This is a genomic window from Chromohalobacter sp. HP20-39 (assembly GCF_033052815.1).
GTDB lineage: Bacteria > Pseudomonadota > Gammaproteobacteria > Pseudomonadales > Halomonadaceae > Chromohalobacter.
Genome location: NZ_JAWHTP010000534.1, coordinates 1 through 284, shown reverse-complemented (window position 1 = coordinate 284; position 284 = coordinate 1). Strand labels below are relative to the sequence as shown.

1 protein-coding gene is annotated in these 284 nt (G+C 65.1%); it reads left to right on the top strand.

The window, feature by feature from the left end; all coding sequences use genetic code 11:
* On the top strand, positions 1 to 284 hold a 284-nt coding region (locus tag RVY79_RS19085), incomplete at both ends, for a hypothetical protein (protein ID WP_317466126.1).

The window sequence follows — 284 nt, the reverse complement described above, 5'->3', positions numbered from 1 at the left end:
CCGCAAGCGCGGCAAGCTGGTCGACCCGGCCAAGCGCGTCGTCATCAACGAGCTGGTCTGCGAGGGCTGCGGCGACTGCTCGGTGCAGTCCAACTGCCTGTCGGTCGAGCCGCTGGAGACCGACTTTGGCCGCAAGCGCCAGATCAACCAGAACACCTGCAACAAGGACTTCTCCTGCGTGAAGGGCTTCTGCCCGAGCTTCGTCACCGTCGAGGGCGGCGAGCTGAAGAAGCCCAAGAAGGAAGGCCGCAAGAGCCCCTTCGATGCGTCGCTGGGTGCACTGC